We start from the raw sequence: 25194 nt of genomic DNA, 5'->3' as shown, positions 1-25194 counted from the left end.
TCAGGGCTCTTCGGGTGCGGCGGCACGACTGCGCGTGAGGCGGGAGCGGACCCCCTGGTAGAGCCCCTCAGGCAGGGTGGAGCGCGCGGCCAGCTTGATGGCGCCGGGCAGGGAGATGGCTCGCGTCGTCACGGCCCGCAGCAGCAGGGCCAGCGCGTCGCGCTTGCGCTCGCGCCAGAGCCAAGGGCCAAGCTCGTTCGCCTCGAAGGCGATGCGGGCGCGCTCGGACATGGTGTCGCCCGCCGCATCCAGGAATTGCCGCGCGCGGCGCTCGCTGACCTCGGCGCTCAGCCGGTCCGGCCGCTCATCGTTATGCCAGGTGACAAGCGGCTCGCGCACGAGCCGGTATTCCGCCCCCGCCGCACCGCACTCGATGAAGAAGAGGTGGTCCTCGTACTGGCGCAGCCCTTCGCGGAAGCGGACGGCATCGACGAGGGAGCGGGTCAGGAGAAAGGAACTGGTCTGCGCGAAGCCGCCGTCAACGTAGAGATACTCGGCGAAGCTCTGCCCGGGATGTGGTCCATGCTCGGGACGCACCCGCGTCCAGCCGCCGGGCATGATGACCTCGGTCTGTGTCACGCAGAAGATTTTCGCTTCATCCGCGCCCGCGATGGCGGCAACTTGCCGTTCCAGCTTCGCAGGATGCCAAAGGTCATCGGAATCGAGAAAGGCGACGAAGCGGCCACGCGCCGCATCCATCCCCGTATTCCGCGCCGCCGACACCCCACGATTCCGCTCGTGCCGGAGCAGGTGGAGACGCGGGTCGTAGCGAAAAGGAGCCAACGCACCGCCGAGATCGTCCGATGAGGCGTCGTCCACGATGAGAAGTTCGGTCTCCTTGAGCGTCTGGGACAGGACGGAACGAATCGCGGGCGCCACGATGCCTGCACGGTTGAAAACGGGCATCACGACGCTCACGACGGGTGGGAGATGTTGGTCGGGAGAAGCGATGACTGCACCTCGCGTTGCTGCTGGCCGGTAAGACGTCGGGGCCGCCCGAACGGCCTCGCTGGCCAGGGCGCGACGCCGTATATGAAGTGCCGGGGAGGCTGAAAGGCAAGCATTGGTCGCTTTCCAACCTGCGGGCGCGCCGGCCCTTCGCTGGTCCGTCGGCGCGGCACTCGCGCTGGTGCTGCTGGCAACGCCTGCCGAGCTGCACGGGCAGGGCCGCCCATCGGATTCGGCATCCACCGCCCAAGGCGTGACTGTCCAAACGCGGCCGCGGCCGGAATACGACCCGGTCGGCGTGCGGCTCGGCGCATTCCGGCTCGATGGCTCGCTCGAGGCGGGGCCTGGACTCGACGACAACCCCGCGCCCAACCAGCGCCGCAGCCGCGGCCAGGCGACACTGGAGGAGGCGCTCTCGCTCAGGCTGGCGAGTGGTTGGACCCGGCATTCCGTCACGGCCGCGCTGACGCAGGAGACGCGCCGCTACCTTTCAGATCCCAGCCTGAGCTGGAACGACTTCGCCTTCGATCTTGGGGGGCGGTTGGATATCGGCCGGGCCTCCTCCCTCGGGATGCTCTACAGCCGCCAGCGCAATCACTATGACCTGGGCAATTTCGACGTCCAGCGCGCGGGGGTGAGGCGTCCGGTCCAGTTCGACTCCGACGTGTTTCAGCTGCGGGGCATTGGCGCGCTGAACCGGCTGAACTTCGTCGGCGGCCTCGAACATCGCACCTTCCGCTACGAGCGCACGGGCGCCGCGGTCGGCAGCGATCGCGACCACCTGACGGCAGAGGCGGGAGCTGCCTATCTCTTCCAGCCGGGGCGCGGCCTCGATGCCGTGACTCGGCTGACCCGCATCTCCTACCTGCAGCCGGGGCAGCGCGGCCGCGATTCTTTGACCTGGGAAGCGCTGGCGGGGCTGCGCTACGACTTCAACGGCGTCTGGGGCGTTCGCTTCAGTCTTGGCTATCGCCGCCGCGAGTACGAGGATCCCAATCTGCGCGCCCTTTCCGGCCCGGCCTTCGACGCGCAGGTGACGTGGATGCCCTCGCAAGTGGCCACGCTCGGTCTGTTGACGCAGCGGACCATCGAGGAATCCATCCGGCCCGGCAGTGTCGCCTATACCCGCACCGCGTTGCGCACGACGCTGGACTATGAAGTGCGACGCAACATCATCGCCACCGCGACGCTCGGAGCGGAGATGAGGGAGTACGAAAGGCCGCGAGAGCGCGTGCTGGATGGCGTCGCCACGCTCGGCGTCACCATGTTGCTGAACCGACGTGCCACGCTGCTCTTCAACTATGAGCACACGCGCCGCTTCGAGGCGCCGAGCGGCTTCCGCGAATATGGCCGGAATCTGCTCTCGCTGCGCCTTCGGCTTTCGCTCTGATCGTCCCTCGACCGGAGGGTGACCGACCCTTAAACTGCGGACATGAGCGGCAAGCCAAGATGCCTTCCGGTCCCGGACCGGCGCCAATTCCTCTTGCGCCAGGCACCGGTGCTGGCGGTCCTGGCCACCGGCGTCGCCGGCTGCTCGACGCCCGGTGCTAAGCTTCCTCCGCTTCCGCCGGCCTCCGCGGAACCGTATCGCCTCGGCCCCGGTGACCGCGTGCGCGTCACGGTGTTCGACGATCCTCAGTTGACTGGGGATTTCCGGGTCTCCGACGCCGGGGCGATCGCCTTGCCGCTGGCGGGTTCCGTCTCGGCGAATGGCCTCACCACTGGCGAGGTAGAGCGCGCGATCGAGGGTATCCTGAAAGAGAAGGGCCTCTTTCAGCAGCCCTCCGTTGCCGTGGAGGTCACGGAATACCGGCCCGTCTACGTGCTGGGGATGGTGGAGCGCGGTGGGCAGGCCCCGTACCAGCCGGGAATGACGGTGCTTTCAGCGATCGCCGTGTTCGGCGGCTTCAACTACCGAGCCGTCCGTGACCACGTCAGCATCACTCGTATCGGCGAAGACGGTGTAGCCCGCGAGTATCGCGCCGGACCCCAGGCGCTGGTGCGCCCTGGGGATGTCATCAACGTCTTCGAGCGCTGGTTCTGAGGGTCCATCCCGGTGCCTCCGGGATGCCGCCTTGCAGGCCGCCTTCATTTCTTGGCCCGCGCGCTGGGAAGGCGCACAATCCTGCCGCGACGAAGGGCGGTTGGAACCTGCGATGTACGCTCTGATGTGGCTTCTGCCGATCACGCTCGCAATGGCCGGAGGCGGGCTGGCGCTTTTCCTGTGGTGCACGCGCTCAGGCCAGTTCGAGGACCTTGAGGGAGCCGCGTGGCGCATCCTGCAGGATGACAAGCCGCATCGCCCCTCACGGCGCGAGCCGGACCACCACGAGGGCTGAGCGCCCTTCCTCGTCCCGCGCCACCGCCGTCACCTGCCAGTTGCCGGCATCCGGCAGCGTGACCCGGGCCGACCAGCTTCCATCGGCGCGCGGGATGGCCTGGATGGAGCTATCGGAGGCGGCGTGAGTCGTGCGCTCGAGCCGAGCCTCGGCAAGGGAAGCGGGCACCTGGGCGCCCGCCGCATCCCGCAGCCGCAGGACCAGGTCGTAGCCATCCCGGCCCGCCTGCGACACGGACGCATCCAGCCGGAGTTCCGCCGTGGGGCTGAGTCGTGCCATGCCCACGCGCCGGGGCGCATCGGCCACCATCCCGGGGTCGGTGCGGGCGGCCAGCACCGCCATGACCGCATCGGCCGCCATCAGGGCCAGCAGCGGCAGCAGCGCCAGCAGCGGGATCCAGCGCGGGGCGGCACGCCTATTCACCGAGGCCCCGGACGTGCAGGACCAGCTTGCGGATCATGTCGTCCGAAAGCCGGCCACCGAAGGCCGGCATGACGCCATTGCGCCCGCTCCAGAGCGTCTGGAACAGGGAGTTCCGGTCGCTGCCGTAAAGCCAAACCTGATCGGTCAGGTTCGGCGCGCCTAGTTCCTGGTTCCCCTTTCCATCCTCGCCGTGGCAGGAGGCGCAGTTCTCCGCGAAGACGGGGCCGGAGCGCTGCGCGGCCGCCGCATCGTGCTCGAGCCCGCCGGAGCCACGCAGCCACTCGACCATGTCGAGCACCTGCCGACGGTCCATCATGCCCTGCGCGCCGAAGCCCGGCATCTGGCTGGTGCGGGTTTCGTCGGAGCCATGCCAGCGTATGCCGACGCGCAGCGTCTGCTCGATGGCATCCACCTCGCCGCCCCACAGCCAGTCGCCATCGGCGAGGTTGGGGAAGCCACGGGTGCCGCGCCCGTCCTTGCCGTGGCACGGCGCGCAATTCTCGCCGAACAGACCGCGCCCCGCTGCGGCGCCATAGGCGCGGAGCTCGGGGCTTGCCTCGATCTCCTCCCATCTTGCTGCGGCGAAGCGGCGGGCGACGCTGGGCGCATTGGCCTCGGCGATCTCGGCGGCGCGCGGCAAGTCGCCGCGCGAGTTCCAGCCCAGGATTCCCGGCGTGGCGCCGCCGAACCACGGCCAGGCCGGATAGGCGACCCAGATCCAAATCGAGGCGAAGAAGGTGAGGAGATAGATGTAGGTCCAGACCTTGGGCGGGCTGCTGTCCAGCTCGCGGATGCCATCGAAGGTTGGCAGGGTGTGGCGCAAAGGGGAGTTCGGATCCCGCTCCGGATCCGGCGCTCCGGGCGCCACTTGCGGCCTGGGCGGCACCCAGTCGCCGATGCGTTCCTCGCGGTCCGGGGGCGTGTTCATGCGCGGACCTCCAGGCCGGACCGGACGGGGCCGGGCATGGCCAGCGCCATCAACGGACCATGTCCGGGCGCGGCCTGCGCCAGTCGAACTCCACCAGCGTGCCAAGCATCTGCAGATAGGCGACCAGCGCGTCCATCTCCGTCAGGCCGGGCTGCCCATCGAAGTTGCGCGCCTGTGCCTTGGGGTAGCGCCCGAGCATCTCGGTCGCGTCGTCGGCAGAGCCGGCCTGGGCGACCAGATCGGCACGCGCATTCGCAAGCTGCTCCTCGGTGTAGGGGACGCCGACGCGCTGGTGCGTGCGCATCAGGCGGTCGATGCGCTCCACCCGCAGCGGCGTCGTCGCGAGGAAGGCATAGGAGGGCATGATGGAAGCGGGCACGACATCGCGCGGGTTGAGCAGGTGCCGCACGTGCCAGTCATCGGAGTACTTGTTCCCGACCCGGGCGAGGTCCGGTCCCGTGCGCTTCGAGCCCCATTGGAAGGGGTGGTCATACATGCTCTCGGCGGCGAGGGAGTAGGGGCCATAGCGCTCCACCTCGTCGCGGAAGGGGCGGATCTGCTGGCTGTGGTAGACATAGCAGCCCTCGCGGATGTAGACGGCGCGGCCGGCGAGTTCGAGCGGCGTGTAGGGCCGCATCCCCTCCACCTTCTCCACCGTGTTCTCGAGGGCGAAGAGGGGCGCCACCTCGACAATACCGCCCACCGAGAGCACGACCAGGATGGCGAGGGCGAAGCGCACCGCGCGGCGTTCGAAGCGGCCGTGCAGCCGGGCGAAGCGGGGGGATTTCTCGTCGGTTGCCATGGCCGCGCTACTCCGCTGGCACCGGGGCTGGCGCCTGCACCGGGCGCGGCTCCTGAATGGTGTGCCACACGTTCCACGCCATGACGCCCGCGCCCGAGAGGTAGAGCACGCCCCCCATCAGGCGCATGGCGTAGTAGGGCTTCGCGGCGATGACCGTGTCGAGGAAGGAGTATTGGAGGAAGCCGAGCGAAGTGTAGGCGCGCCACATTAGCCCCTGCATGACGCCCGCGCCCCACATGGCGGTGACGTAGAGCATGATGCCGGTCAGCCCGAGCCAGAAATGCCATTCCAGGGCGGCGCGGGAGTGCATGCCCTCGCGGCCCCAGATGCGCGGGACGAGGTAGTAGATGGCGCCGAAGACGATGAAGCCGTTCCAGCCGAGGGCGCCGGAGTGGACGTGGCTGATGGTCCATTCGGTGTAGTGCGACAGGCCGTTCACCGTGCGCACGCCCATGAAGGGACCTTCGAAGGTGGCCACCGCGTAGAACACCACCGCCACGATCATGAAGCGCAGCACCGGATCGGTGCGCAGCCTGTCCCAGCGGCCGGAGGCGGTCATGAAGCCGTTCAGCGCCGATGCCCAGGAGGGCATCCAGAGCATGATCGTGAAGGTCATGCCCAGCGTCTGAACCCAGTCGGGCAGGCTGGTGTAATGCAGGTGGTGCGGGCCGGCCCACATGTACATGAAGACCAGCGACCAGAAGGAGATGATGGAGAGCCGGTAGGACCAGATCGGCGCATCGGCCTGCTTGGGCAGGTAGTAGTACATGACGCCGAGGAAGCCTGCGGTCAGGAAGAAGCCCACCGCGTTGTGGCCGTACCACCACTGCGTCATTGCATCCTGCACGCCGCTGAACAGGGAGACGCTGTCCGACTCGTTCCATGCCACGGGCACGGCAAGGTTGTTGACCACGTGGAGCACGGTCACCGCGACGATGAAGGCGAGGTAGTACCAGTTCGCCACGTAGATATGGGCCTCGCGCCGCTTCAGCAGCGTCCCGACGAACAGGCCGAGATAGGTCAGCCAGACGATCGCGAGCCAGAGGTCAGTGAGCCATTCCGGCTCCGCATATTCGCGGCTTTGCGTCACGCCCATGACGTAGCCGAGCGCGGCGAGCACGATGAAGAGCTGATAGCCCCAGAAAACGAACTCCGCCGCGAAGCGGCCGGGGAGCCGGGCCCGGCAGGTCCGCTGGACGCAGTAGAGGCTGGTGCCGATCACGGCGTTGCCGCCGAAGGCAAAGACCACGCCACTCGTGTGAACGGGGCGCAGTCGGCCGAAGGTGAACCAGGGTTCGACGTTCAGCTGCGGCCAAACCATTTGCGCGGCGATGAGCACGCCCATCCCCATGCCGACGAGGGCCCAGAAGACGGAGGCGACGATGAAGAGGCGGACGACGTGATCGTCGTAGTCGGGAACCTCATCCACCGCTGCGCGCCCGGCTACGCCCGTCATAGCCTCGCTCATTCGCGGTTCCTCCGCAGAACAGGCATATGATGAAACAGCATGGTGGCCGCGCCGTGCAACCCGCGTTCGCATGCAACCGCAAGTTTTACGCTTTCCAACCGCGCGCTTGATGTGGAAGGATTTCCCGATGGAAGAGAATTCCGAGCAGCGCGGTTCATCGGGCACCGATGGCTACGGGCTGGCCACCGGCGGCTGGGCGCTTCTCGTCGCCCTGCTGGTGATCGGCGGGCTCTTGCTGTCGGCCCGCGCGGGGGATGACTACATGGCGGCGAGTGGCATGCTCTTCGCGGGGTTCGGGGTGTTCCTTGGCTATCGGCTGCTGCATCGGTCGCTGCCATGAACGCCCCGGTTCCCGGCCGTTTCGAGGACCCGCCCGTCGGCGCGGCGGTCGATCCCGTCAGCGCCAGTGGCGAGCTGGTGGCGGCCGGCATCCCAGTGCGGCGCGCTCCGCCCGAAGCGGTGGCGCGATGGATGGGCGCGGGGTGGCGCGACTTTCAGCGGAAACCCGCAACCGGGCTCGGCGTGGGCCTGTTCTGCGCGCTGGTCGGCTGGGCCATCGTCGCGGCGATGTGGAATGCTCAGAGCGCGGTGCTGATCCTGCCGCTCATCACCGGCTTCATGCTGGCGGCGCCGATCCTGGCCGTGCCCCTCTACGAGGCCAGCCGGCGCCAGATGCGGAGCAAGGCGCCGGGCGGTGGGGCGCTCTTCGCCGGCTTCTCCCGCAATCGCTGGGGCATCGGCCTGATGAGCGCGCTGCTCATGCTGTTCTTCTATGGCTGGATGCGCGTGGCGACGATGATCTGGTTCCTGTTCTTCGGCCTCGACCTGCCGCCGATCGACACCTTCCTCGCCACGGCCCTGGCGGATTACAGCTTCGTCATCACCTCCTTCGGGGTGGGCGCCGTGCTCTCTGCCCTCGTCTTCGCGCTCAGCGCCGTCAGCCTGCCGATGCTGGTGGATCGGCAGGTGGATGCGATGACCGCCGCGATGACGAGCCTGCGCGCCTGCCTCACCAACCCGCTCACCATGGCGCTGTGGGCTTTCGTCATCGCGATCCTGACACTGATCGGGATCGGCGCGGGGCTGTTCGGGCTGATGCTGGTCGTGCCCGTGATCGGCCATGCGACGTGGCATGCCTATGCGGAACTTGTCGGGACCGTGGATGAGCCCGCCGGGTCCGGTCAGCTCCCGCCCTGAGGCGGGGCCTCGTCACTCCGCGGCGTTGCGGGGCCACTCCGGCATCTCGCCGCCGAGGCGGCGGGTCAGCGTGACGGCCGCCTCGCTCAACAGCGACCTTGCGGCAGCCTGCGCCTCCGGCGTCCAGCGAATGACCGGCGCAGACAGGACGAGCGCCCCGGCGAGGGCGCCATTCGGCCCGAAGACAGGCATGGCCATCGCCCCGGTATGCGGGTCGGTCGCGCCCATGGTCACGATCGGCAGTTCGAGCGCCGCGGCATAGGCGGGCAGGGGCCGCGGCGTGAAGGCGCGCAGCACCTGCGCGATGGCGGAACTGTCGAGCGGCAGTGCGTCACCCACCCGGACATGCATGCGCAGGAGGTGGGGGCTGTCCACGCGGAACAGGCAGAGGCGCTGCTCGCCGCGCCGGACGTAGAAAGCCGCCGTCTCTCCGGTGCGGGCGACGAGTTCCTCCAGCACCGGGACGACATGCGCCTCCATCCGGAAGGACTGGGTGTAGATCGTGCCGAGTCGCAGCACCTCCGCATCCAGCCGGTAGGAGCCATCCTCCTCGCGCGCCAGATAGCCGTGGTCCTCCAACGAGATGGCGAGGCGCATGATCGTGCTCTTCACCAGCCCGGTCCGGGCCGCGAGTTCCGCAAGGGACACGGAGCGGTCGCCCTTCCGGAAGGCCGAGAGCACGGTCAGCGCCCGGTCCGCCGCGGCGACTCCTTCCAGCGCCGGGCGCCGCTTTGCCTTCTCCGCCATCCCTACCTCCAGCCTCGGTCCAAGCTAGGCTCTCTCCCCCGGCGGCTCCACCCGGGCGCGCAGGATGCTGCCTGTCTCGCTGTCGGTGATGAACAGGTCGCGCCCGTCGCGTCCGCCGAGGCAGAGATTGGTGGTCGAGGCGCCGGCGCAGGAGGTGATCGCGAGGATCGGCTCCGCCCGCGCATTGATGCGCCAGATGGTACCGATGCCCGTATGCGCGACGAGCAGGTTCCCGTCCGGGTCCCAGGCCAGCCCGTCGGGGCCGCTCGGCCCGCCATGCAGATGCAGGAAGACGCCCGCCTTGGTGACCGCGCCGTCGCCGTGCAGCGGCAGGCGCCAGATCTGGTTCGCGCGCGTCACGGCGACGAGGCAATGCGACAGGTCCGGCGCGACGACGATGCCGTTCGGGCTGGGCACCGTGCCGATCAGCAGGTCCAGCCTGCCATCGGGGCGCAGCCGGTACACGCGCCCCGTGGGGTCGTGCAGCCCGGTCTGGCCCTGGTCGGTGAAGAAGATGCTGCCATCGGCGCCGAGGGCGAGGTCGTTCAGCCCCTTGAAGCCTTCGCTACGCGCAGTCTCCAGAATGGGTGAGATGGCGCCCGTCCCCGGATCCACGCGGATCAGCCCGCGCTTGTAGTCGGTGACGAGCAGCGTGCCGTCGGCGGCGACCTTCAGCCCGTTTGGCCAGCCATCATACTCAGCCACCTGGTCCCAGTCGCCATCCGGCCCGATGCGGAAGATGCGCCCATAGGGGATGTCGGTGACATAGAGGCGGCCTGCCGCGTCGAAGCAGGGTCCTTCGAGGAAGCTGTCCACGTCGCGGCCGCCGCGATTCCAGCGCGCCCATTCCGTGGCGCGGGGGCGGCGGAACCGGTCCGGCAGGCGCGTGAAGACCTCGGTGCCGATGCGCGGAGGCGGGGCGAAGAAGGGCATCGGCCTTACTGCTTTTCGATGCCGCTGGTGCGGGCGACGTCGCTCCAGCGGGCGGTCTCCTCGGCAAGGAGGGCGGCGAAGGCGGCGGGCGGCATGCCGCCGGGCTCGGAGGCGATCGAGGCGAGGAAGTCCCGGACTTCCTGCGCCTGCAATGCCTTCGCGACCTCGCCCTGGAGGCGCGTCACGATGGCCTCCGGCGTGCGGGCTGGTGCGGCAAGGCCGGACCAGTTCACCACGCCCTCTCCATTGGGGCCGAAATTCGCCATCCCGGCTTCCCGGAAGGTCGGGACGTCCGGCAGGGCAGAAGTGCGCCGCGTGCCGCTGATCGCGAGGACGCGAAGCATCCCGCCCTGCACGTGACCCAGCGCCGAGCCCAGCGAGACCATCACCATGTCCACCTGCCGCGCCAGCACGGCCGTCACCGCATCGCCGGCGCCGCGGAAGGGCACGTGAAAAAGCCTGACTCCGGCCGCCTGTGCGAAGGCGGCGGTGGAGAAATGCGGCGCGCTGCCGATGCCGCCCGTGCCGAAGGTAATCTTCTCCGGCTCGCGCTTCGCCGCCTCCATCAGCGAGGCGAGGTCTCGCCACGGTGCGTCGCGGTGGACGGCCAGCATGACCGGCGAGAAGGCGCTGACCGTCACGGGGCGGAAGGCTGTTGCGTGATCGAAGGGCAGGCGCTGGAACAGGTAGGGAAGCATGGCGTAGGTGTTGTCCATCGCCAGCAGCGTGTGCCCGTCCGGCGCGGCGCGGGCCACATCCGCAGCGCCGATGGTGCCCGTCGCGCCCGACTTGTTTTCCACCACCACCGGCTGGCCGAGAGCTTCCGAGAGCTTGGGGGCAAGGCGCCGCGCGATCGTGTCTACGGCCCCACCGGGTGCCCAGGCGACGACGATCCGGACCGGGCGCGTGGGCCATGCATCGCCCTGCGCAAGGCCGGCACGGGGCGCCCCGCCCAGCATGAGCGGCAGCGCGGGAAGGGCGGAGCGGAGGATCTGGCGACGAGAGAGCATGACGGGGTTCCCTTGCCTGGCGTGCCGCGTCATTTCGTGCGGCCTTGATTTTCGAAACTTTATTTCGTTATACGCGAAAACCGGCTGCGCCTGTCAAGCGAAGCCGGAGTCAGGGAAGGAAACCTCCAGAATGCCAGCATCCCGTTTCAGCCGGCGCACGGCCCTTCTCGGCGGGGCGGTGGCCCTGACGAGCCCGGCCCTTGCGCAGTCTCGCGCTTGGCCAGCAGGTCGCCCGATCGAAATCGTCGTGCCCTTCGCACCCGGTGGCGGCATGGATCTGATGGCGCGCACGGTCGCGCCCTTTCTCGCCGAGCGGCTGCCCGGCGCACGCATCGTTGTGAATAATCGCCCCGGGGCCGGCGGCCAGCTCGGCACGGAGGCGGTGGCGAATGCAGCGCCTGACGGCTTCATCCTGGGCGCCTGCGCCACGCCGACCATCCTCAGCCAGCCCATCGAGCGTCCGGTCCGCTGGCGCCCCGCGGAACTCACCTTCCTTGCGCAGGTGGTCGAGGATCCCTGCGGCCTCTTCGTCCGGGCCGACAGCCCGTTGCAGGGCCTGCCCGACTTCCTCGCGGCGGCGCGGGCCCGCCCAGGCGATTTGTCCTACGGAACGGCCGGCATCGGCGGGGACGACCACATCGCCACACTGCTGCTGGAGGAGGCGGCCAATGTCCGGCTCAGCCATGTGCCGTTCAATGGCACCTCGCAACTGCTCGTCCCGCTCCTGGGCGGGCAGCTGGAGGTCGGCGCCTTCAACATCAGCGAGGCCCTGCCCCTGCTGCGCGACCGCGTCATCCGCGGCTTGGCGTTGGCCAGCGAAGCGCGCGACCCGACCGCGCCGGACATCCCGACCTATCGCGAGGGTGGCGTGGACGTGGTGTTCGCCGCCGGAAGGGGAATCTTCGGTCCTCCTCGGCTCTCGGACCCGATCCGCGCGGCGATCGAGGCCGCCTTCACGGCGATTTTCGCCGATCCGGCCTGGCCCGAGGCTGCGGCGCGCGCGGGCTTGCCGCTGAAGCCGCTGGTCGGCGCGGCCTATCGCGAGGCGGCGCTGGGAGGGGAGGCGGCGCTCCGCGCCCTCTGGTCCCGCCGTCCCTGGAAAGAGTGATCGACAAAATAAAACATCGTTGCATTTTGGCGCATGGGGGGGATAATCAGCCCCCACACGACCCCTGGGAGAGTTTCGGCATGGCCACTGGCTTCAGGATCCTGGCACGCTCGCGCAAGGCCGAGCCCGAGCTGATCGCACGCTTCAGCGGCCTCCCGGTCGCCAATGTCAGCGACGTGATGTCGCGCATGACGGCAGGCGGGGCGCGGCTGCGCCCCATGCATGCGGGCGGCGTGCTGGCCGGCCCGGCCCTGACGGTGAAGACGCGCCCCGGCGACAATCTGATGGTCCACAAGGCCATCGGCCTCGCCGAGCCGGGCGACGTCATCGTGGTGGATGCGGGCGGCGACCTGAGCAACGCCATCATCGGCGAACTCATGCTCGCGCAGATGGTGAAGCGCGGCCTGGCCGGCATCGTCATCAACGGCGCCATCCGCGACAGCGCGGCGATCCGGGCGCAGGGCTTCCCGGTCTTCGCCGCCGGCGTCACCCATCGCGGCCCCTACAAGGACGGTCCGGGCGAGATCAACGTTCCCATCGCCCTGGATGGCATGGTGATCGAGCCGGGCGACCTCGTGCTCGGCGACGATGACGGGCTGCTCTGCGTTCCACTTGGCGAGGCGGAAGCGATCCATGCCGCCGCGACCGCCAAGCAGGAAGCGGAGGAGAAGCAGATGGCCAATATCGTGGCCGGCAAGCACGACCCCTCCTGGGTGGATGCCACGCTCCGGCGCCTGGGCTGCGAAGGCCTCGGCTGAAGACGTCCCGATCCGAACCCCCCGAAAGAGATCCCCCCATGCCTCAGCCCCCTGCCACCCAGCCCGCCGTCCTCGTCACGGCCGCGAAGCTCGCACCGGAAGCGGTCGCCATCCTCGAGGAGGCTGGCTACGCGGTGCCCTGCACCACCGCCTACCCATCGGAGGCGGAGCTGCTTGCCGCCATCGCCGAGCACCGGCCTGTCGCGCTGCTGCACCGCCAGGGGCTGATCAACGGTACGGTCATGGATGCGGCGGCGCCCGCGCTGCGCGTCATCGCGCGTCACGGCGCCGGGGTGGATGGCATCGACCTCCCGGCGGCCGAGGCGCGCGGCCTGACCGTCACACGGGCCGCGGGCGCCAATTCCCGCTCCGTCGCTGAGCACGCCATGGCGCTGATGCTCGCCCTGCTGAAGGACCTGCCGTCGGTTGCCTCCGGCATGCGCGAAGGCCTTTGGGAGAAGACCTCCCGCATGACGCGCGACGTGGAGGGGGTTTCGCTCGGCATCGTCGGCTACGGCGCGATCGGCTCCAAGGTCGCGCGCTACGCGGACGCCTTCGGCATGCGGGTCGTGGTCTATGACCCGTTGCTGCCCGAGGGCGCGCTGCCAGGGCCTGGAGAGCGCGTCGCCACCCTGCGTGACCTGCTGGTCCGCTCCGAAGTGCTGTCGCTCCACTGCCCGCTGGACGCGACGACGCGCGGGATGATTGGCGCGGCGGAACTTGCCCTGCTGCCGCGCGGTGCCATCCTGGTCCACACGGCCCGCGGCGGCATCGTAGACGAGGCCGCGCTGCTGGCTGCCCTGGAGTCCGGCCAAATCGCCTGGGCCGGGGTGGACGTGTTCGAGAAGGAGCCCCTGGACGCCGACAGCCCGCTGCGCGCCCATCCCCGGGTGCTGCCGACGCCCCATCTGGCGGCCAACACCCCGCGCGGCGCCGTTGGCATGTCCACGGGCGCGGCGGAGAGCATCGTCGCGGTGCTGGCCGGCCGCCTTCCCGCGCTGCCGGGCGCGGTGGTGGTCCCTGGCGGTCTCAGCGCATCCCACGCCTCGGCCGCCTGAAGAAGGGCAGGGCGCCGGCCGGGATTTGCCGTGCGCGAAGCGGCTGGAACGAATTCAGGAAGGGAGGAACCTATGAGAACACAGTTCGCAATCGCCCGCCGCGGCCTAATCACCGCCGGCATCGCGTCCCTGGCGGTTCCCGCCCTGGCGCAGGCGGCCTGGCCTGCGGCTCGGCCTATCGAGGTGATCGTCGGCTTCGCGCCGGGCGGCGGAACCGACGTGATGGTTCGCGCCCTCACGCAGGCGCTGATGGCTGAATTGCCCGGCGCCAATTTCGTCGTGAACAACCGCCCCGGCGCGGGTGGCGAGACCGCCTATGTCGCCCTGCAGGCCGCGCGGCCGGACGGCTACACCTTCGGCACCATCAACACGCCGGGCTACATCTCCCTCGCCGTGCAGCGCCGCGTGCGCTACGACCGCGCGCAGATCCGCCTGATTGCCCGCCTCGTGGACGACCCGAGTGCCTTCGTGGTGCATCGGGACTCGCCTTTCCGGTCGCTGCGCGATCTCGTCGATGCCGCGAAGCGCCGGCCCGGGACGATCAGCGTCGGCTCCTCGGGCATCGGCACCGACGACCATCTCGGCCTGACGCTGTTCGAGGCTGCGTCGGGCACCGAGTTCATCCATGTTCCCTTTGCAGGCGCGGGACCCTCGCGGAATGCCGTGCTGGGCAAGCAGATCGACGTCGCCGGGTTGAACCTGGGCGAGATCGGCATGCTGGGGCAGGAGAACCCGGCACTGCGTGCCCTGGCCGGCATGGGCGAGCGGCGATGGGAGCTGATGCCCGACGTGCCCACCTTCCGCGAGGAAGGCTTCGACGTGCTGATGAGCAGCGAGCGCGGCCTCGGCGCGCCGCGCGGCGTCCCCGACGAGATCGCGCGGCGGATGGAGGATGCGATCGCCAAGGTGATCGCCACCCCCGAATGGGCCGAGAAGGCCCGGCAGCTCGAACTGGCGATGGACTTCCTGCGGGGTGCGGAGTGGGAAGCGCGCCTGCCTGCACAGCTCGCGCGCTTCCAGCAGATCTGGGCACGGACGCCTTGGCAGTGACGGACGCGATGGGGGACACGGGCCCTGGAATCCTGCGTGTCCAAGCTGATCGCATCCGCGCGCAGATCATCGCCATCCTCCTCGCCTGGGGCATGCTGGAGGATCTGGCGGAGACGACGGCGGAGGTGATGACCGAGACCGACCTGATAGGGGTCGATTCACACGGCATCTCCATGCTGATGCTCTACGAGCGGATGCGCACCGCTGGTCAGCTTCAGCTGCAGGCGCGGCCACAGGTGGTGCGCGAGAATGCCTGCACCGCGCTCGTGGATGGCGGGGCTGGCCTGGGTCATCCCGTCGGCGTCATGGGGATGCGCCTCGCGGTGGAGAAGGCGCTGGCGGCAGGCATCGGGGCGGTGGGGGTGTTCAACTCCCACCATTTCGGGGCGGCTGGCTACTATGCGCGCCTTGCCACTGAGCGTGGGCTGCTGGCGATGATCACCAGTTCCGCGCGCACCGTGGTGGTGGTGCCGACGCGTGGCGCGGTCCCGGTCCTTGGGACCAATCCGATCGCCTTCGCCGCACCCGCGAAGCGGAACCGGCCCTTCGTGCTGGACATCGCAACCAGCACCGTCGCCGCGAACAAGGTCAAGGTCTACGGCCTCAATGACAAGACGCTGCCCGAGGGCTGGGTCGCGGACGAGGCCGGCCGGTCCGTGACCGATGCGGCCATGGCGATGGACTATCTCTACCGGCGGCCCGAGGGTGGGCTGACGCCGTTGGGCGGCACCGCGGAGATGGGAAGCCACAAGGGCTATGGCTTGGGCCTGATGGCGCAGATCCTTGGTGCCACGCTGACGGGCGGCTCCTTCTCTCCGTTGCGGGAGGGCCGGCGGACGCGAGCGGATGAGCCGGACAATGTCGGCCACTTCTTCATGGCGATCGACCCGCGCGCCTTCCGGCCGCCCGGCGCGTTCGAGGAGGACATGGACGCGATGATCGACGTGCTGCACGCCACGCCGCCGGCCGACCCGGAGCGCCCAGTCCTTGTCCCGGGCGAGCCGGAGGATCTCGCCCGCGCCGAGAGGCTGCGTGATGGCGTCCCGATCCCGCTGACGCTCGATGGGCATGTACGGGAGATCTGCGCGCGGTCTGGCGCTGCCTACGTGCTGCAAGGCGAATGACGGCACCGCGCCGCGCTTACCTGTGGCGCGGCCCGATTCCTTGTTCAGCCGCAAGGGAGAGGGGAAGCGGGGCTCCAGAGCGAGGGCCTCAGCTTGTCGGGCTCACAAACTCGATCTCGACGCTTCCGAGACTTCCGAAATCGGCGATGGCCGTGACGCCTGGGCTGACCGGGTCCAGGCCCGTGCATGTCCCGGTCGCGACGATGTCGTCGGCCTTCAGGCCCCGTCCGGTGTCGGACAGCATTCCCGCGAGCCAGGAAAGCGCGTGGAGCGGATTGCCCAGGACGCGTTCACCGGTCCCGGTTCCTCGTGGAACGCCATCCACAGTCATCGTCACGGTGTGCTGCCGCAAGTCCTGACCTTTCCAGGGATGCCAACGGCCGACCACCAGGGCGATGTTCGCACTGCCATCGGCGGTCGTGAGAAAGCGGCCCTGCTGCGCAAGACCGCCGGCAAACCGCGAACCTACCACTTCAATCGAGCCGGCCACGCTTTCGATCGCTGCGGAGATCTCTTCCCGCGTATAGGGGGCGCCCCGCGGCGGAAGGTCAGCGCCGATCCGGAAGGCAAACTCGGCTTCGACCGCTGGAGATTGGTCCTGGACAACGGAGAGTCGTAAGGGGCTTTCGTAGAGGAATGAGCTCAGCAGGGCCCCAGCCCCCGGCTCGCTGGTGCCCAGGATCGCCTGCGCTTCCTTGCTGGTGGAGCCGATCTTGTGGCCGCACTGCCGTGACCCGCTTAGCGCGATGATCTCGTGCTGGATGGCATAGGCTTCCTCCCTCGAGGCCGGCAACCGGTGCTGGGTGCGGTCAATCGTGCGGCCGTTGCGCCGGGCCTCCCAGAGATGCTGCGCGAGCTCCTGTAAGCCTCTGTCCATCTCGCGTCTCCGGATCCCGCTGCGGCGGCTTGGGTGGCTGCACGTGTTGAGAAGAATGTTCCTGGATTCTCGACCACTGCCAATCTTCTATGAGATCATCGACGGCGGCTGATCACCGCTTCATCATGCGGCCGTCACGAGCCCAAGCCTCGGCCCGCGATCGGTCTTGACCGAATGGCGACGAGACATTGCCTCCCCATTCCCCGCGCCCCGAGAAAAACTTCCTGCATCCTTCAGACGTGGCCTTTCCCTATCGGGGGCGACTTGACGGCAAAGGCTCCATGATGCTTGGCCCGTTTCGAAACCAAGCGGATCGGGGGCAGTAAAGGATGGCGAAGGGCAAGCGTATCGAGCGGGTCGTGGAATCCGCGATTTTCGGCATGCGCTGGGTCATGGCGCCTGTCTATCTGGCCTTGATGGCGGTGCTCCTGCTCCTCGCCTATCGGTTTTTCCTGGAGCTCATTTCGGCGGTCGGCAGGGTGCCGGGGATGGGCATCGACGATCTCGTGATACTGATCCTGACGCTGATCGACCTGACGCTCGCGGCCAATTTGCTGGTGATCGTGGTGATGTCCGGATACGAGAACTTCGTTTCGCGTCTGGAGGTCGAGGGACACGAGGACAGGCCGCAATGGCTCGGCCATGTGGATTTCTCCGCGCTCAAGCTGAAGCTGATCGCCTCCATCGTTGCGATCTCCGGCATTCATCTGCTGAAGACATTCCTTGCGATCCACGAGACGCCGCGCGAGGAAGTGCTGCTCCAGCTCCTTGTCCATCTCGGCTTCTGCATCACTGGGGTGCTGCTTGCTTGGATGGACCGCCTGTCCGATGGCGGGCGGTGAGGGCCGCTGAGGGCGCGGCAGCAGGGCTACCGCTTCGGTCACCTCGTGCTTGACCGTTAGCGGCCATCCCAGACCCGAGAACGGCTCTCGACACCGCCTAGCGCGGCAGTGGCGTCACCAGCCGGAAGCGCTGCGCACGCTTGCCGGTATCCACCTCGGTGGTGAAGATGTTGCCGCGGCTGTCCACGGCAAGGTTGTGGACCCAGTGGAAATGGCCGGCATTCCGGCCGTGGCGACCAAATAGCCCCAGCACCGCCCCGTCATCGCGGGCCACCAGCCAGACGTGGTTATTGCTGCCATCCGCCGTCAGCAGCACGGATTGCTGCGCGTCGGGGAAGAAATCGAGATCCCAAACCGACCCGCTGCCGCGCGTTTCCGGCGCGAGGACGAACTCCCTGACGAAGCTTCCATCCCTGCGGAAGACCTGGATGCGGTCATTGGCGCGATCGCAGACATAGACCAGGCCGTCACGCGCCAGGCGGACGCAATGCACCGGGTTCCGGAAGCCCCGCATCGGCGGCTGCCCCGGCTGGTAGGCTGGAAGCTGGTCGTCGTTCGGACGATCGCCATAGGCGCCCCAATGACGGCGATAGGCCCCGTTCGCGTCGAAGACGATGATGCGGCGGTTACCGTAGCCATCGGCGACGTAGATCTCGCCAGTAGCGGGGTCCACGTCCATGTCCGCCGGCCGGCCCAAGCGCTCGGGATCGTTGCTGCCGCCGGTTTCGCGGTGCCGGCCGATCTGCATCAGGAAGCGTCCGTCGCGGGTGAACTTCAGCAGGACGTGGTCGTTGGCGCCATTACCGGCGATCCAGACATTGTCCTGGTGGTCCACGAAGATGCCGTGCTCGTTCTCCGGCCAGTTCGGGTGATGGCCGGGCCCGCCCCAGGCCTGGACCAGATTGCCGTCCGGATCGAACTCAAGGACCGAGGGGGCCGGGACGCAACAATCCGAGCGCGGCGGGTTCAGCGTCGCGCCCCGCTCGTCCTCGGTCATGCTGCGCGGACGGTGGATCACCCAGACGTGGTCGCGCGCATCGGTGGCGACCCCGGCCGCTTGGCCGATTTCCCAGCGATTCGGCAGCGGCTTCGGCCAGAAGGGGTCCACTTGATACTGCGGCACCGGCTGCGAAGGCTGCTGTGCCGCCGCTGTCAAGGAGAGGGCCAGGGTGACGGCAGCAGCGCGCAGGGCACTGGCGAGACGGTGCATGGCGGCGGTTTCTCCCGTGCCAGCGTCGGTCCCTGGGATGTGCCAAGTCAAGCGCAGCCGTGGCACGGGCCTCGCCGCGCTATCCCTTCTGAAGCTTCCTCGCATTCGCCCGCACGCGGCGGCGGGCGGGAGCCATGGCGGCCTTCGCGATCACCTCCGGGCTCGACCCGCGCAAGGCGGCGGCGCTGGCCCTGATGGCGCCCTGGGCGAAGGCCTTCTGCTTTTCAGCGCCCAAGGCAGCCAAGCGTGCGCTGGCCTTGGGGTCGGCCCAAAGCTGGGCGCTGTGCATCATGAAGACCCACCCCGCCTCGGCGAGCCAGGCATAGGGGGCGAAGGGATTGAGTGTCTTGCGGGGCATGGGCTGAGAGATGGGCAATCCGGTGCTGCAAGACGAGGGCGTTGGATGCTCATTGCTGTCGGTCGCTCGCGTGCCTGCGCCTACGTGACGGGTCTGCCTCCCGACCTCAGGCCTGCATATCGCGTTGGGACAGCAGCCCTTGGATATGCTAAACTGAGGAAAATCCAGGAGTTGAGGCCGTCATCTGGCGGACAGGGTGGGATTCGAACCCACGGTACCCTTGCAGGTACTCCGGTTTTCGAGACCGGCGCGATCGACCACTCCGCCACCTGTCCTTGCCGCGGGCGGGGTATAGGGGCAAAGCCCCGGGCTGGCAACGGGACGGGTTGACTTCCAGCCCCCACCGGCCCTAATCACCCCCTCCCGGGCGGCGCCTCAGCGTGTCGCCCGCGGCTGTTTTTGGGTTCCTGTCCCGGGCAGCCGAAATCCATGGTTTCTCGGGCAGCGCCGCGTGTGGCGGCAAGCCCAAAGGGCACGAGTGATGACCTTCGCAGTGATCCGCACCGGCGGGAAGCAGTACAGGGTGACGCCGAATGCGGTGCTCACCGTCGAGAAGCTGGAGGCCGAGGCCGGCAGCACCGTCACCTTCCACGAGGTGCTGGCGCTGGGCGGTGAGGCCGGCCTGCAGATCGGTGCCCCCATCGTGCCGGGCGCCAAGGTCACCGCCACCGTGCTGGAGCAGAGCCGCGGCGACAAGGTGCTGATCCTGAAGAAGCGCCGCCGCAAGAACAGCCGCCGCAAGCAGGGCCACCGTCAGCACCAGACCGTGCTGCGGATCGCCGAGATCGCGGCCTGAGGACGGAGTAGCAAGAGATGGCACACAAGAAGGCAGGCGGCTCGTCTCGCAACGGCCGCGACTCTCCCGGGCAGCGGCTCGGCGTCAAGAAGTTCGGCGGCGAGCACGTGCTGGCCGGCAACATCCTGGTGAAGCAGCGCGGCACCAAGATGAAGCCTGGGCACCATGTCGGCCTCGGCCGCGACCACACGATCTTCGCCCTGGTCGAGGGTCACGTGAAGTTCGAGCGCAAGGCCGAAGGCCGCGTTCACGTCTCCGTCGAGCCGCTCAAGACCGCGGCGGAGTGACCGTCTCCCCCTTCGGGTGACAAGGTTCCGGGGGCCCTCGCGGCCCCCGTTGCCGTTTTTGGGGTTCCGATGAAGTTCCTGGACGAAGCCAAGGTGTTTGTGAAGTCGGGCGATGGCGGCAACGGCGTCGTCGCCTTCCGGCGTGAGCGCTACATCGAGTTCGGCGGCCCCGATGGCGGCAATGGCGGCAAGGGCGGCGATGTCTGGGCCGAGGCGGTGGAAGGGCTGAACACCCTGATCGACTACCGCTACGCCCAGCATTTCAAGGCGCGCAAGGGCGGCAACGGCGCCGGCTCCGACCGCACCGGTGCGAAGGCCGATGACGTGGTGCTGAAGGTCCCCGTCGGCACGCAGATCCTGGATGAGGACAAGGAGACGCTGATCGCCGACCTGGACACGGCCGGGAAGCGCGTCCTCCTGGCCAGGGGCGGCGATGGCGGCTTCGGCAACGCCCATTTCAAGAGCAGCACGAACCGCGCCCCGCGCCGCGCCGATCCCGGCTTTCCGGGCGAGGAGAAGTGGGTCTGGCTGCGGCTGAAGCTGATCGCCGATGCCGGTCTGGTCGGGCTGCCCAATGCCGGCAAGTCCACCTTCCTGGCCGCGGTCAGCGCCGCCAAGCCCAAGATCGCCGACTATCCCTTCACCACGCTGCACCCCCAGCTTGGCGTCGTCCGGCTCAATGCGACGGAGGAGTTCGTCCTGGCGGACATCCCCGGGCTGATCGAGGGGGCGAGCGAGGGCGCGGGGCTCGGCACGCGCTTCCTGGGCCATGTGGAGCGGTGCCGGGTGCTGCTGCACCTGATCGACGGCTCCCAGTCCGACCCGGTCGCCGCTTGGCGCCTGATCCGGCACGAGCTGGAGGAGTATGGCGGCGGGCTGGCCGAGAAGCCGGAGATCCTGGTGCTGAACAAGCTGGACGCCATGACGCCCCAGGCGCGCACGAGCCGGGCGAAGGCCCTGGAGCGGGCGACGGGCGGGCGCGTGCTTCTTGCCTCCGGCGCGACGGGGGAAGGGGTGCCGGAGGTGCTGCGCGCCGTGGCTGATCTGGCGCGCGCGCGGACAGGGGTCTAGCGTCTTTTCCCAGACGACTGGGGAAATGACGCCATGGACCTGCGCGACACTTTGAAGGGGCGGCTGCGGCTGCCGCTGATCGGCTCGCCGCTCTTCATCATCTCGGTGCCGGACCTCGTGGTGGCGCAGTGCACCTCGGGCGTCATCGGTGCCATGCCCTCGCTGAACGCGCGGCCGCTGGAGCAGCTGGACGAATGGCTGCACGAGATCAAGGAGAGGCTCGCGGCGCATGACGCGCGCCATCCTGACCGGCCTAGCGCGCCCTTCGCCATCAACCTGATCGTCCACAAGTCGAATGACCGGCTGGAGCAGGACCTCGCGCTCTGCGTGAAGCATCGCGTGCCGCTCATCATCACCAGCCTTGGCGCGCGGGTGGAGGTGAACGAGGCCATCCACTCCTATGGCGGGCATGTGCTGCACGACGTGATCAACCAGAACTTCGCCCACAAGGCGATCGAGAAGGGGGCGGACGGGCTCGTGCTGGTGGCGGCCGGGGCAGGGGGCCATGCCGGCTCGCAATCGCCCTTTGCCCTGCTGCAGGAAACGCGGATGTGGTTCGACGGGCCAATCGCCCTGTCCGGCTCCATCGCGCATGGGCGCTCCATCCTGGCTGCCGAGGCGATGGGCGCCGACTTCGCCTATATGGGCACCGCCTTCATCGCGACGGAGGAGGCGCGCGCGGTCGAGGACTACAAGCGCATGATCGTCGAAAGCGGGGCGTCGGACATCGTCTACACGAACCTCATCACCGGCGTGCACGGCAACTACCTGAAGCCCTCCATCAGCAAGGCCGGGCTGGATCCGGAGAATCTGGAGACGGGCGACAAGTCGCAGATGAGCTTCGCCTCCGACCGCAAGAAGCGCTGGAAGGATATCTGGGGCGCGGGTCAGTCCGTCTCGGGGATCGGCGCGGTGGTGCCGGCCTCACGGCTGGTGGACCGGCTGCATGCGGAATACCTGGAGGCGCGGCGCGCCCTCGGCGCCGGCAGCCCGATGCTGAACCGCGCCTGGGAACGGACGCCGGAACCCGCCTGACCGCAGCCTTGCCGGGCCGGAGGGGCAGCCATCCGGCCCGGCGCGTTGCCCCGCCCGCCGACAGGGGTCAGATTCGGCGCATGAACGCCATCCCCGAGAATGCCGAACGCCGCGCCGCCCTGGCGCGCGAGATCCGGGAGCGGACCGGGTTGGACGAGGCGGTCATCGCCGCCTTCCTGCGTGAGTTCTACGACACCGCCCGCGCCGACAAGCTGCTTGCCCCCGCCTTTGCCGGGGTGGCGGATTGGGAGGCGCATCTGGCGCGGATCGGCCAGTTCTGGGGATCCGTGGCGCTGATGACCGGCGAGTATCACGGCCAGCCCATGCGGGCCCATGCGCATCTGGGCCTGACCTCCGCACATTTCGCCCGCTGGCTTGCCCTGTTCGAGGAGGTGGCACGACGCACCCTGCCGGAGGCAGCGGTCGAGCATCTGCTGGAGCGCGCCCAGCGCATCGCCCGTTCTCTGGAGATGGGGTTGGTGCCGATGGAATTCCCGCCACGGCGACCGGCGGCCTGAGGGAGGGGCGGCGGTAAGCGCGCCGCCCCATCCCGTTCAGCTGTGCGCCAGAACTGCCAGCAGCAGCAGCGCTACGATGTTGGTGATCTTGATCATCGGGTTCACGGCGGGGCCGGAGGTGTCCTTGTAGGGATCGCCCACCGTGTCGCCGGTCACGGCGGCCTTGTGGGCGTCGCTGCCCTTGCCGCCGTAATGCCCTTCCTCGATGTACTTCTTCGCATTGTCCCAGGCGCCGCCGCCCGTGGTCATGGAGACGGCGACGTAGAAGCCTGTGACGATGACGCCCAGCAGCATCGCCCCCACCGCCGAGAAGGCCGCAGCCTTGCCGCCGATGGCCAGCACCACGAAGAAGCACACGATGGGCGAGAGCACCGGCAGCAGCGAGGGGATGATCATCTCCCGGATCGCGGCGCGGGTGAGCATGTCCACCGCCCGTCCATAATCCGGCTTGTCCGTGCCCTCCATGATGCCCGGCTTCTCGCGGAACTGGCGCCGGACCTCCTCCACCACGCTCTGCGCCGCGCGGCCCACCGCCGTCATGCTCATGCCGCCGAACAAGTAGGGCAGCATGCCGCCGAAGAGCAGGCCGACGACGACGTAGGGGTTGGCCAAGGAGAAATCGACCGGCCCCATATTGGCGAAGTAGGGGTATTCGGTGCTGTTGGCGGTGAAGTAGTTGAGGTCCTGCGTGTAGGCGGCGAAGAGCACCACGGCGCCCAGCGCAGCAGAGCCGATGGCGTAGCCCTTGGTCACCGCCTTGGTGGTGTTGCCCACCGCGTCCAGCGCGTCGGTGGTCACGCGGATCTCCGGCGGCAGCCCCGCCATCTCCGCTATGCCGCCGGCATTGTCCGTCACCGGCCCGAAGGCATCGAGCGCCACGATCATCCCCGCGAGGGAGAGCATGGTCGTGGTGGCGATGGCCACGCCATAGAGCCCCGCGAGGCCATAGGAGCAGAGGATGCCCGCGATGATGATGAAGGCAGGCAGCGCCGTGCTTTCCATGGACACGGCGAGGCCGCGGATCACGTTGGTGCCGTGACCGGTCTGAGAGGCTTCGGCAATGGCCTTCACCGGGCGGAAGCCGGTACCAGTGTAGTATTCGGTGATCCAGACGATCGCCGCCGTGACCACCAGCCCGACCGCGCCGCATAGGAAGAGCGAGAAGGCGCCGAACGCATGGGTGCCCACCACCACCGTGCCGCTGCCGAAGATCAGGTAGGTGAGCGGCAGCAGCACCACCAGCGACAGGACGCCCGTCACCACGAGGCCGCGATACATCGCCCCCATGATGCTGTTGTTGGCCGGGAGCTTCACGAAATACGTGCCGGCGATGGAGGTGATGACGCAGACCGCGCCGATCGCCAGCGGCAGCAGCATGCCGGCCGCACGGATCTCGTCGCCGAAGGTGATCGCGGCCAGCACCATGGTGGCGACGGCGGTGACGGCATAGGTCTCGAACAGGTCGGCCGCCATGCCGGCGCAGTCGCCCACGTTGTCGCCCACGTTGTCGGCGATGGTGGCGGGGTTGCGGGGGTCATCCTCGGGGATGCCGGCCTCGACCTTGCCGACCATGTCGCCGCCCACGTCGGCGCCCTTGGTGAAGATGCCGCCGCCCAGTCGGGCGAAGATGGAAATGAGCGAGGCGCCGAAGCCCAGCGCCACCAGGCTGTCGATCACGGTGCGGGAGTTCATCGGCAGGCCGCCGATCACCACCAGGATGAAGAAGTAGAAGGCCACCCCCAGCAGCGCGAGGCCGGCAACCAGCATGCCGGTGATCGCCCCCGACTTGAAGGCGACATCCAGCCCGGCAGCGAGGCCATGTGTGCTGGCCTCCGCCGTGCGGACATTGGCGCGCACGGAGACGTTCATGCCGATGAACCCGGCCAGCCCTGACAGCACGGCGCCCAGCAGGAAGCCGATGGCCACCGCCGCGCCGAGGAAGGCGAAGACGAGCACGAAGAGCACGGCGCCGACGATGGCGATGGTGGTGTATTGCCGGCGCAGATAGGCGCTGGCGCCCTCCTGGATGGCCTGGGCGATCTCCCGCATGCGCGGATTGCCCGCGGGCCTGGCCAGAATTTCCTTCGTGGTCACCCAGCCATAGGCGAGCGAAGCCCCGCCCAGCAGGATGACCAGCAGCAAGGTTGCTGTGATCAAGGTCCTGGTGTCCTTTCCGTCCCTGTTGGTTGCGCGGCCCATTCCCGCCGCGATCCCAGAAGGTTAGGCAGGGGACTCCGGCGCGGGGAAGGGGAAAAGCGGCCCCCCTCCCGGCCCGGCCGGTTTCGTGGTTCAAGCCCGGCCAGCCCA

General features: G+C 68.6%; 28 protein-coding genes and 1 tRNA gene. 17 read left to right on the top strand and 12 right to left on the bottom strand.

Annotated features, from left to right (window positions below; all coding sequences use genetic code 11):
• Complete coding sequence (locus JTJ31_RS20405) at positions 1-918, bottom strand: glycosyltransferase family 2 protein (RefSeq protein WP_328805786.1); 918 nt, start codon at positions 916-918, stop codon at positions 1-3.
• Positions 919-1063: 145 nt separating this feature from the next.
• On the opposite strand from JTJ31_RS20405, the gene JTJ31_RS20400 reads away from it, so the two are divergent.
• The 3 genes from JTJ31_RS20400 to ccoS are packed head-to-tail and all read left to right on the top strand — an operon-like array spanning position 1064 to position 3287.
• Complete coding sequence (locus JTJ31_RS20400) at positions 1064-2338, top strand: outer membrane beta-barrel protein (RefSeq protein ID WP_207540588.1); 1275 nt, start codon at positions 1064-1066, stop codon at positions 2336-2338.
• 42 nt (positions 2339-2380) lie between these two features.
• Positions 2381-2992, top strand: coding sequence for a polysaccharide biosynthesis/export family protein (locus JTJ31_RS20395; protein WP_207540587.1), 612 nt, complete (start codon positions 2381-2383; stop codon positions 2990-2992).
• A gap of 31 nt (positions 2993-3023) precedes the next feature.
• Positions 3024-3287, top strand: a complete 264-nt coding sequence (ccoS, locus tag JTJ31_RS20390) for a cbb3-type cytochrome oxidase assembly protein CcoS (RefSeq protein ID WP_236020477.1) — start codon at positions 3024-3026, stop codon at positions 3285-3287.
• Here ccoS and JTJ31_RS20385 read toward each other — a convergent pair.
• From JTJ31_RS20385 to ccoN, 4 genes are read right to left on the bottom strand one after another with little or no spacing between them, the layout of a single operon-like run.
• Positions 3255-3710 (bottom strand): FixH family protein, encoded by a 456-nt coding sequence (locus JTJ31_RS20385; protein WP_207540586.1) that lies wholly within the window; start codon positions 3708-3710, stop codon positions 3255-3257. The two genes, ccoS and JTJ31_RS20385, sit on opposite strands and share 33 nt — an antisense overlap.
• Positions 3703-4638, bottom strand: a complete 936-nt coding sequence (gene ccoP / locus JTJ31_RS20380) for a cytochrome-c oxidase, cbb3-type subunit III (protein ID WP_207540585.1) — start codon at positions 4636-4638, stop codon at positions 3703-3705. Before ccoP ends, JTJ31_RS20385 begins: the two co-directional genes overlap by 8 nt.
• A gap of 49 nt (positions 4639-4687) precedes the next feature.
• Positions 4688-5440, bottom strand: a complete 753-nt coding sequence (gene ccoO, locus JTJ31_RS20375) for a cytochrome-c oxidase, cbb3-type subunit II (protein WP_207540584.1) — start codon at positions 5438-5440, stop codon at positions 4688-4690.
• Between the two features lie 7 nt (positions 5441-5447).
• Positions 5448-6908, bottom strand: a complete 1461-nt coding sequence (gene ccoN, locus JTJ31_RS20370; RefSeq protein WP_207540583.1) for a cytochrome-c oxidase, cbb3-type subunit I — start codon at positions 6906-6908, stop codon at positions 5448-5450.
• A 127-nt stretch (positions 6909-7035) separates the two neighbouring features.
• Here ccoN and JTJ31_RS20365 point away from each other — a divergent pair, with 127 nt between their 5' ends.
• A complete protein-coding gene (locus tag JTJ31_RS20365; protein WP_207540582.1) occupies positions 7036-7248 on the top strand; it encodes a hypothetical protein in 213 nt (70 codons plus the stop codon).
• A complete protein-coding gene (locus tag JTJ31_RS20360) occupies positions 7245-8105 on the top strand; it encodes a DUF2189 domain-containing protein (protein ID WP_207540581.1) in 861 nt (286 codons plus the stop codon). The genes JTJ31_RS20365 and JTJ31_RS20360 overlap by 4 nt, the downstream gene beginning before the upstream one ends.
• Before the next feature lie 12 nt (positions 8106-8117).
• On the opposite strand, the gene JTJ31_RS20355 is transcribed toward JTJ31_RS20360, so the two are convergent.
• Genes JTJ31_RS20355 through JTJ31_RS20345 form a run of 3 tightly spaced genes read right to left on the bottom strand, consistent with a single transcriptional unit; the run spans position 8118 to position 10795 of the window.
• Entirely contained in the window at positions 8118-8852 is a 735-nt protein-coding gene (locus tag JTJ31_RS20355; protein WP_207540580.1) for an IclR family transcriptional regulator, read from the bottom strand.
• Positions 8853-8876: 24 nt separating this feature from the next.
• On the bottom strand, positions 8877-9785 hold the full coding sequence (locus JTJ31_RS20350) for an SMP-30/gluconolactonase/LRE family protein (RefSeq protein ID WP_207540579.1): 909 nt from the start codon (positions 9783-9785) through the stop codon (positions 8877-8879).
• A 5-nt stretch (positions 9786-9790) separates the two neighbouring features.
• Entirely contained in the window at positions 9791-10795 is a 1005-nt protein-coding gene (locus JTJ31_RS20345) for a Bug family tripartite tricarboxylate transporter substrate binding protein (protein ID WP_207540578.1), read from the bottom strand.
• 130 nt (positions 10796-10925) lie between these two features.
• Here JTJ31_RS20345 and JTJ31_RS20340 point away from each other — a divergent pair, with 130 nt between their 5' ends.
• The 5 genes from JTJ31_RS20340 to JTJ31_RS20320 all read left to right on the top strand — a co-directional run bounded on the left by JTJ31_RS20340 (position 10926) and on the right by JTJ31_RS20320 (position 15893).
• A complete protein-coding gene (locus JTJ31_RS20340) occupies positions 10926-11903 on the top strand; it encodes a Bug family tripartite tricarboxylate transporter substrate binding protein (protein ID WP_207540577.1) in 978 nt (325 codons plus the stop codon).
• Between the two features lie 80 nt (positions 11904-11983).
• Positions 11984-12661: an RraA family protein gene (locus JTJ31_RS20335; RefSeq protein WP_207540576.1), complete on the top strand. Its 678-nt coding sequence runs from the start codon at positions 11984-11986 to the stop codon at positions 12659-12661.
• A gap of 38 nt (positions 12662-12699) precedes the next feature.
• The gene (locus JTJ31_RS20330; protein WP_207540575.1) at positions 12700-13719 is read left to right on the top strand and encodes a hydroxyacid dehydrogenase; all 1020 of its coding nucleotides are present in this window, start codon (positions 12700-12702) and stop codon (positions 13717-13719) included.
• Between the two features lie 72 nt (positions 13720-13791).
• Entirely contained in the window at positions 13792-14769 is a 978-nt protein-coding gene (locus tag JTJ31_RS20325; RefSeq protein WP_207540574.1) for a tripartite tricarboxylate transporter substrate binding protein, read from the top strand.
• The gene (locus JTJ31_RS20320) at positions 14766-15893 is read left to right on the top strand and encodes an Ldh family oxidoreductase (protein WP_328805787.1); all 1128 of its coding nucleotides are present in this window, start codon (positions 14766-14768) and stop codon (positions 15891-15893) included. The genes JTJ31_RS20325 and JTJ31_RS20320 overlap by 4 nt, the downstream gene beginning before the upstream one ends.
• An 88-nt stretch (positions 15894-15981) precedes the next feature.
• On the opposite strand, the gene JTJ31_RS20315 is transcribed toward JTJ31_RS20320, so the two are convergent.
• Complete coding sequence (locus tag JTJ31_RS20315) at positions 15982-16770, bottom strand: 2-keto-4-pentenoate hydratase (protein ID WP_207540572.1); 789 nt, start codon at positions 16768-16770, stop codon at positions 15982-15984.
• Between the two features lie 329 nt (positions 16771-17099).
• On the opposite strand from JTJ31_RS20315, the gene JTJ31_RS20310 reads away from it, so the two are divergent.
• The gene (locus JTJ31_RS20310; protein WP_207540571.1) at positions 17100-17612 is read left to right on the top strand and encodes a TIGR00645 family protein; all 513 of its coding nucleotides are present in this window, start codon (positions 17100-17102) and stop codon (positions 17610-17612) included.
• A gap of 97 nt (positions 17613-17709) precedes the next feature.
• Here JTJ31_RS20310 and JTJ31_RS20305 read toward each other — a convergent pair whose 3' ends face one another.
• Positions 17710-18822, bottom strand: coding sequence for an NHL repeat-containing protein (locus tag JTJ31_RS20305; RefSeq protein ID WP_207540570.1), 1113 nt, complete (start codon positions 18820-18822; stop codon positions 17710-17712).
• 134 nt (positions 18823-18956) lie between these two features.
• On the opposite strand from JTJ31_RS20305, the gene JTJ31_RS20300 reads away from it, so the two are divergent.
• Positions 18957-19148, top strand: coding sequence for a hypothetical protein (locus tag JTJ31_RS20300; protein ID WP_207540569.1), 192 nt, complete (start codon positions 18957-18959; stop codon positions 19146-19148).
• A 217-nt stretch (positions 19149-19365) separates the two neighbouring features.
• Here the strand turns inward: JTJ31_RS20300 and JTJ31_RS20295 are convergent.
• Positions 19366-19455, bottom strand: a tRNA-Ser gene (locus JTJ31_RS20295).
• Between the two features lie 206 nt (positions 19456-19661).
• On the opposite strand from JTJ31_RS20295, the gene rplU reads away from it, so the two are divergent.
• The 5 genes from rplU (at position 19662) to JTJ31_RS20270 (ending at position 22887) form a co-directional block, all read left to right on the top strand.
• The gene (gene rplU / locus JTJ31_RS20290) at positions 19662-19976 is read left to right on the top strand and encodes a 50S ribosomal protein L21 (protein ID WP_207540568.1); all 315 of its coding nucleotides are present in this window, start codon (positions 19662-19664) and stop codon (positions 19974-19976) included.
• 17 nt (positions 19977-19993) lie between these two features.
• On the top strand, positions 19994-20263 hold the full coding sequence (gene rpmA / locus JTJ31_RS20285) for a 50S ribosomal protein L27 (RefSeq protein WP_207540567.1): 270 nt from the start codon (positions 19994-19996) through the stop codon (positions 20261-20263).
• Positions 20264-20332: 69 nt separating this feature from the next.
• A complete protein-coding gene (obgE, locus tag JTJ31_RS20280) occupies positions 20333-21334 on the top strand; it encodes a GTPase ObgE (RefSeq protein ID WP_207540566.1) in 1002 nt (333 codons plus the stop codon).
• 33 nt (positions 21335-21367) lie between these two features.
• Positions 21368-22369, top strand: a complete 1002-nt coding sequence (locus tag JTJ31_RS20275) for an NAD(P)H-dependent flavin oxidoreductase (RefSeq protein ID WP_207540565.1) — start codon at positions 21368-21370, stop codon at positions 22367-22369.
• Between the two features lie 80 nt (positions 22370-22449).
• Positions 22450-22887, top strand: a complete 438-nt coding sequence (locus tag JTJ31_RS20270; protein WP_236020476.1) for a group III truncated hemoglobin — start codon at positions 22450-22452, stop codon at positions 22885-22887.
• Positions 22888-22923: 36 nt separating this feature from the next.
• On the opposite strand, the gene JTJ31_RS20265 is transcribed toward JTJ31_RS20270, so the two are convergent.
• Positions 22924-25044, bottom strand: a complete 2121-nt coding sequence (locus JTJ31_RS20265) for a sodium-translocating pyrophosphatase (RefSeq protein ID WP_236020475.1) — start codon at positions 25042-25044, stop codon at positions 22924-22926.
• Between the last annotated feature and the right edge of the window lie 150 nt (positions 25045-25194).

The organism is Sabulicella rubraurantiaca, assembly GCF_017355885.1.
GTDB lineage: Bacteria > Pseudomonadota > Alphaproteobacteria > Acetobacterales > Acetobacteraceae > Roseococcus > Roseococcus rubraurantiacus.
The sequence above is the reverse complement of the archived record's forward strand: the minus strand, read 5'-3'. Positions and strand labels throughout refer to the sequence as shown.

Bases quoted from the DNA above. Each gene is read 5' to 3' on its own strand.
- JTJ31_RS20395 (WP_207540587.1), top strand. From the start codon at position 2,381: ATGAGCGGCAAGCCAAGATGCCTTCCGGTCCCGGACCGGCGCCAATTC.
- ccoP (WP_207540585.1), bottom strand. From the start codon at position 4,638: ATGAACACGCCCCCGGACCGCGAGGAACGCATCGGCGACTGGGTGCCG.
- ccoO (WP_207540584.1), bottom strand. From the start codon at position 5,440: ATGGCAACCGACGAGAAATCCCCCCGCTTCGCCCGGCTGCACGGCCGC.
- ccoN (WP_207540583.1), bottom strand. From the start codon at position 6,908: ATGAGCGAGGCTATGACGGGCGTAGCCGGGCGCGCAGCGGTGGATGAG.
- JTJ31_RS20365 (WP_207540582.1), top strand. From the start codon at position 7,036: ATGGAAGAGAATTCCGAGCAGCGCGGTTCATCGGGCACCGATGGCTAC.
- JTJ31_RS20360 (WP_207540581.1), top strand. From the start codon at position 7,245: ATGAACGCCCCGGTTCCCGGCCGTTTCGAGGACCCGCCCGTCGGCGCG.
- JTJ31_RS20355 (WP_207540580.1), bottom strand. From the start codon at position 8,852: ATGGCGGAGAAGGCAAAGCGGCGCCCGGCGCTGGAAGGAGTCGCCGCG.
- JTJ31_RS20350 (WP_207540579.1), bottom strand. From the start codon at position 9,785: ATGCCCTTCTTCGCCCCGCCTCCGCGCATCGGCACCGAGGTCTTCACG.
- JTJ31_RS20345 (WP_207540578.1), bottom strand. From the start codon at position 10,795: ATGCTCTCTCGTCGCCAGATCCTCCGCTCCGCCCTTCCCGCGCTGCCG.
- JTJ31_RS20340 (WP_207540577.1), top strand. From the start codon at position 10,926: ATGCCAGCATCCCGTTTCAGCCGGCGCACGGCCCTTCTCGGCGGGGCG.
- JTJ31_RS20335 (WP_207540576.1), top strand. From the start codon at position 11,984: ATGGCCACTGGCTTCAGGATCCTGGCACGCTCGCGCAAGGCCGAGCCC.
- JTJ31_RS20330 (WP_207540575.1), top strand. From the start codon at position 12,700: ATGCCTCAGCCCCCTGCCACCCAGCCCGCCGTCCTCGTCACGGCCGCG.
- JTJ31_RS20325 (WP_207540574.1), top strand. From the start codon at position 13,792: ATGAGAACACAGTTCGCAATCGCCCGCCGCGGCCTAATCACCGCCGGC.
- JTJ31_RS20315 (WP_207540572.1), bottom strand. From the start codon at position 16,770: ATGGACAGAGGCTTACAGGAGCTCGCGCAGCATCTCTGGGAGGCCCGG.
- JTJ31_RS20310 (WP_207540571.1), top strand. From the start codon at position 17,100: ATGGCGAAGGGCAAGCGTATCGAGCGGGTCGTGGAATCCGCGATTTTC.
- JTJ31_RS20305 (WP_207540570.1), bottom strand. From the start codon at position 18,822: ATGCACCGTCTCGCCAGTGCCCTGCGCGCTGCTGCCGTCACCCTGGCC.
- JTJ31_RS20300 (WP_207540569.1), top strand. From the start codon at position 18,957: ATGGCGGCCTTCGCGATCACCTCCGGGCTCGACCCGCGCAAGGCGGCG.
- rplU (WP_207540568.1), top strand. From the start codon at position 19,662: ATGACCTTCGCAGTGATCCGCACCGGCGGGAAGCAGTACAGGGTGACG.
- rpmA (WP_207540567.1), top strand. From the start codon at position 19,994: ATGGCACACAAGAAGGCAGGCGGCTCGTCTCGCAACGGCCGCGACTCT.
- obgE (WP_207540566.1), top strand. From the start codon at position 20,333: ATGAAGTTCCTGGACGAAGCCAAGGTGTTTGTGAAGTCGGGCGATGGC.
- JTJ31_RS20275 (WP_207540565.1), top strand. From the start codon at position 21,368: ATGGACCTGCGCGACACTTTGAAGGGGCGGCTGCGGCTGCCGCTGATC.
- JTJ31_RS20270 (WP_236020476.1), top strand. From the start codon at position 22,450: ATGAACGCCATCCCCGAGAATGCCGAACGCCGCGCCGCCCTGGCGCGC.